Consider the following 4447-nt stretch of genomic DNA (forward strand, 5'->3'; position numbering starts at 1 on the left):
TTGATTCCATTTCACCACTCCTTGTTCCCGGCCGTCTGTAACGGTCTTCATATTATCAAATAACCCCTTCTTCGGAACTCCGCCGAAGTATTGGAAACTCTGAATCAGGCATTCCATTAAGTGTTCCTGGTCCTGGCTGGTCGTAAATACCGCGTATTTCATCCGCGAATAGCCTAATGTGGCCACAAATAGCGATAACTTGACTTTTCTCCCTTCGATTATCACCTCCCCGACTTCTTTCCAATCGACTTGCATTTGTTCACCAGGAAGCGTTTCATAACGAACGGTGTATTTCTTTTTCGCCGTCTCTCGGAAAGGTTTTATATAGTCCTTTAAAATCGTCTTTCCTCCTGTATAGCCCTGTTGTCGAATTTCGAAAAATAACTTTTCGCTATTGAACACCCCATCCTCTAACATTCGTTTTTGAAGATACTCTTTAAATGGATCTAACTTGCTTTTTCTTTGTTTTCGCTTAGATTTGGAAGGGGGATTGGGGGAGTGAATATATTTTCGAACGGTTTTCCGATCAATCCCCAACTCCCTCGCAATATCGGAAATACTCATTCCCCTTTCATACATCTCTTTGATCATAAAAAATTCCCCTCTCGTAATCACGAACCATAGCTCCTCTCATTGACACTATGGTTCTATTGTAAGTGGGGAATTTTATTCCGGCTATATTGGGGATTTTATCATCGGCTTTAACAGCCGGCATTGGTTTTTGTTTCTTGAAAACGATCACCGCGGTTAGATAGGGTCTGATTGACTGTAATCGTTTTCCTATGCAGGTCAATATCTTTCCATCGAAGACCAAGAATTTCTCCTTTTCTCATCCCCGTTGTAATCGCTAAAAAGAAAGCTATATATAGCCGATCATTTTTTGCGACATTCAAAAAATGTCTCGCCTGTTCTTCAGTCCAAAACCGCATTTCTTTTCTTCCTATACGAGGCGGATCCACTAACAGCGCTGGGTTTTTATATATGAACCCATATCGGTAAGCTGCATTTAAAGATGCTTTGATGATGTTGTGTATCTTTGAAATGGATGCAGGAGCAAGATGCTCTTTCTCATTGAGATATGAATAGAATCTCTGTAGATGTACTGCGTTGATTTTTGATATTGAAATATGGCCCAATTTGGGAGCGATATGTTTCGAGATTAAATAGAAATACGTATCATATGTGGCCGGTTTAACTGTGCTTTTTTTTCCTTCCAACCATGTTTTCAAATAGTCTCTATATTTTTCATTTGACGGCTCAACAAAAGTGCCCTTCTCTAATTCATTGATAACACGGACCATTTCCTTTTCGGCATCTTTTCTTGATCTGTAGCCAGAAAACCACTTTTGTCGACGTTCTCCATTGTCTGTTGGAATATCAATGACAAAACACCACTTATTGCCGCGTCTTCTGACATGGCCTTTCATATGTAACCCCCCTCAAAAAATATTCATATGCAATACTTCTTCAATATCGTTAACAAGCATAATCAGTTGATCAACATTGTTAGGCTCAATTCCATCATGACGAATACGATCAGCGATCGCCAAAAGATTAAGACCTAATTTATTGGGATGGGCATAGCTTTGAGTCATTTCTTGTATAAAAACAGATACATTAATTAAATGATTTTCAAAGTCGAAGAGTGAAGCCTTCTTATACGGTGTTAAGACATCAATATACTGAGTCGCTAAGTTCCAATCAAAATCATTATTTACAACATACCAAATAGGCCTCTCTTGGCCATCACGAAAATCATAGTATACCTTTGCAATGTGCATGGATTTGTCCTCCTTTTAGCTGTTGGTTAAGTTGCGCTAGAAGCCGTTTTGTTTCATTTGAACAATCATCCAAATTAAATTTGCGGTATTTTGGATAAGGAGTGACAGCGTGTGAATTTAGGTTTTTGATGAATATTTGGTCTAAAGTCTCTTGACGTAACTTTCTTTTGATATTCTCCAATCTATCGGCTGCAAAGCTGATTGGTACACAAAAAATTTCTGAGAGCTCGTAAATAATATCGGGACTTTCAAACTTGAAATCAGTGAGCATGTGTAATGGCATGGCTGCATATTGCGTAAAATGATTTGCATCACGCTCCTGCAGTTCACGGAAGGCTTGAGGCATAATACCCAGTTGATTTCCGGAATGTCTCAATAAATGGCATAGCTCATGAAAGAATTGAACACGCTCGTTGTATGGATCACTGTCTTTTAAGAAGATATAATTTACCCCTCCCTCACGAATCGAAAATGAGGCTACTGGATGCTTATACAGATCAACATTTAACTTCGCAGCAATATTGTGCGGTTCTAAATCTCCAGGAGACATAATACCCAATTCGATGTATTTTTCAGTTATCCAATTTTCAAGATGGCTTGATTTATACAGTGCAAGATTCATGAGTGACTTCTCCTTATGGGAATATATGTTCTGTTTTATATTTATAAGAAAAGCCCTAAAAAATAGGGCTTTGTATTATTTTTTAAGTTCAAGTTTTACTTCGTAATCATGAGTTGGTGCATCTATTTCATCTTCTCCACCTTTATGAATAGACCATTTAAATTTAACCCACTTGATGTTATTGGCAGTTCCAGCATTCTTGAGATACCAAATGACGTCTCCCTCTTTTTTGACTCCTTCGTCATATTCCCCGCCTAAGTTGTCAGATCCAAACATCGAAGGCATATCGATTTGCTCGCCAGTACTGGTAACTAGAACGGCTTGATCCGGATATGTAGTAAATTTATCTTTCGTTGTATTTTCTAACTTAAATTTTACACCAACAGCTGTTTGCTTTTTATCCGATCCATCTTCGGCCGGTGCTTTATCAGTTACTACAACTTTTTCTATTGTTGTTTTAAACCCTTGATAATTATCTGACCAAGTTGCGTTATTGTAATATGTCCAGATGTCATTGGTTTGTTTTTGTGATGATCCAGAATTATTTTTATTACTATCTTCTTTTTTAGTAGTTGTTTTGTTATTGTTATCGCTTGCAATTTTAGTTGAATCATCACCGCATCCAGCTAAGACGCCAAAGATCAAGACCAGAGAAAATAATCCCAAAGCTAACCTTTTCAATTAAAATCCCCCTTAAAATTTGAATTCATATTTATATAAAATTGGTAAAACCTATTTTTGATTTTTTTGCTTTCTTCTTTTACGTCTCAAAAACTCAATGGTTTCCTTCACATATTGAATATCTTCTTCATCGAGATCGTCAAGGTTGTAAAAAGCAACCAGATTGTCTTCATCATTTCCAGGTGGGTTCGGGTTATCAGTACGTCCAAGGATATAATCGGTTGAAACATCAAAAAAATCGGCCAGTTTTTCAAGTGTTTCAAAATCTGGTTGAGTTTGTCCCAATTCATATCGTGCATATGTTGACCGATTGATATTTAAACGGTCAGCAACATCCTGCTGTGATAATTTTTTTCTCATCCTTAGTATTTTAAGTCTTTCTCCATAATCCATTGAAAGACACTCCATCAGTAACTTTTAACCTCATTATAGGTGAAATTTATTCACATAAAAATATCAGTGAAAAAAATTAACAAAAACTATTGACATGTGCAATTAATGCACTATAAAATATGTGTAGAAACTGCACAAGGTGGTGAGAATATGGATAACAACTTTTTAAAAAATAAGCGTAAAGCTATGGGTTTATCTCAACAAGATGTTGCTGATCATGTCAATATTGATCGTTCTTACTACACCAAAATCGAGAACGGTTTGAAACCGAGTGTAAGAGTCGCTAAAGCCATAGGTGAATTCCTGGGTTTTAATTGGATAATTTTTTTTGAAGAAGATTGTGCAAAAAATACACGATCAGCTTAAGGAGGTGATCTTCATGAAACTTCTTTACCGAACAATGAACCGAAAACTCCTTGAATACATCATTGAACGAGATCGCAAACGTGGCCTTATACCATCAAGAAAGTCAGGAGGTGAACCCGTTGTTCAAAATCGACTTTGACGACGAAGTCATCGACGCTGTAGCGACGAAGATCGCCGATAGGGCATATGAGAAGCTCTTGGAACGAATCGAGACTCATCAAAAATGGCCTCCGCTGTTGAGCCGCAAAGATTTAATGGAATTTTTGGGCATCAGAGCAAACAAGGCCAGCGAGCTTCTGAATCGCCCTGATTTTCCAGTCATACGCGATTTTGGACATCCGAAAGTACCGACACACTTGCTTCTCAAGTGGATCGATGAACATACCAAATGGGTCCAAGAGAACACGGAATATGACCGTTGGGCTATGTGAGGAGGTGAAAGCATGACAAAAATCATCTGTGCCAACTGTGGCGAGCCGATCAAAGGCGACTACTACAGAGCTGGCAACAATTCCACAACATTCTGTTCAAAACAATGCGCTTATGATGCGCTGATCTATTTCGGAGTCGATTACATCAAGAAAACACTCCGGTCTGTTCAATT

8 protein-coding genes are annotated in these 4447 nt (G+C 38.0%); 2 read left to right on the forward strand and 6 right to left on the reverse strand.

The genetic code is table 11. The features are described from left to right. The 6 genes from istA to CCB157_RS15880 form a co-directional block, all read right to left on the reverse strand. Window positions 1–615: IS21 family transposase (gene istA, locus CCB157_RS15855; RefSeq protein ID WP_143287109.1), on the reverse strand; the 615-nt coding region annotated here is incomplete at its 3' end. An 86-nt stretch (window positions 616–701) separates the two neighbouring features. Further along, complete coding sequence (locus CCB157_RS15860; RefSeq protein ID WP_077616811.1) at window positions 702–1427, reverse strand: site-specific integrase; 726 nt, start codon at window positions 1425–1427, stop codon at window positions 702–704. A 12-nt stretch (window positions 1428–1439) separates the two neighbouring features. Beyond that, complete coding sequence (locus tag CCB157_RS15865; RefSeq protein WP_077616812.1) at window positions 1440–1781, reverse strand: hypothetical protein; 342 nt, start codon at window positions 1779–1781, stop codon at window positions 1440–1442. After that, the gene (locus CCB157_RS15870) at window positions 1756–2403 is read right to left on the reverse strand and encodes an ImmA/IrrE family metallo-endopeptidase (protein ID WP_077616813.1); all 648 of its coding nucleotides are present in this window, start codon (window positions 2401–2403) and stop codon (window positions 1756–1758) included. The genes CCB157_RS15865 and CCB157_RS15870 overlap by 26 nt, the downstream gene beginning before the upstream one ends. Window positions 2404–2478: 75 nt before the next feature. After that, window positions 2479–3084 carry a hypothetical protein gene (locus tag CCB157_RS15875; RefSeq protein ID WP_077616814.1) on the reverse strand — a complete coding sequence of 202 codons (606 nt, stop codon included), beginning with the start codon at window positions 3082–3084 and terminating at the stop codon, window positions 2479–2481. A 51-nt stretch (window positions 3085–3135) separates the two neighbouring features. After that, window positions 3136–3477 (reverse strand): helix-turn-helix domain-containing protein, encoded by a 342-nt coding sequence (locus CCB157_RS15880; RefSeq protein WP_077616815.1) that lies wholly within the window; start codon window positions 3475–3477, stop codon window positions 3136–3138. Between the two features lie 150 nt (window positions 3478–3627). On the opposite strand from CCB157_RS15880, the gene CCB157_RS15885 reads away from it, so the two are divergent. Both CCB157_RS15885 and CCB157_RS15890 read left to right on the forward strand, forming a co-directional pair. After that, window positions 3628–3843 carry a helix-turn-helix domain-containing protein gene (locus CCB157_RS15885; protein WP_077616816.1) on the forward strand — a complete coding sequence of 72 codons (216 nt, stop codon included), beginning with the start codon at window positions 3628–3630 and terminating at the stop codon, window positions 3841–3843. Between the two features lie 119 nt (window positions 3844–3962). Then, a complete protein-coding gene (locus CCB157_RS15890) occupies window positions 3963–4274 on the forward strand; it encodes a hypothetical protein (RefSeq protein ID WP_238594743.1) in 312 nt (103 codons plus the stop codon). Window positions 4275–4447: the final 173 nt, after the last annotated feature.

The organism is Caenibacillus caldisaponilyticus (assembly GCF_002003465.1).
GTDB classification, from domain to species: Bacteria; Bacillota; Bacilli; order Bacillales; family Sporolactobacillaceae; genus Caenibacillus; species Caenibacillus caldisaponilyticus.

Coding starts and splice junctions, on each gene's coding strand:
- CCB157_RS15880 (WP_077616815.1), bottom strand. CDS start 3,477: ATGGATTATGGAGAAAGACTTAAAATACTAAGGATGAGAAAAAAATTA.
- CCB157_RS15860 (WP_077616811.1), bottom strand. CDS start 1,427: ATGAAAGGCCATGTCAGAAGACGCGGCAATAAGTGGTGTTTTGTCATT.
- CCB157_RS15870 (WP_077616813.1), bottom strand. CDS start 2,403: ATGAATCTTGCACTGTATAAATCAAGCCATCTTGAAAATTGGATAACT.
- CCB157_RS15885 (WP_077616816.1), top strand. CDS start 3,628: ATGGATAACAACTTTTTAAAAAATAAGCGTAAAGCTATGGGTTTATCT.
- CCB157_RS15865 (WP_077616812.1), bottom strand. CDS start 1,781: ATGCACATTGCAAAGGTATACTATGATTTTCGTGATGGCCAAGAGAGG.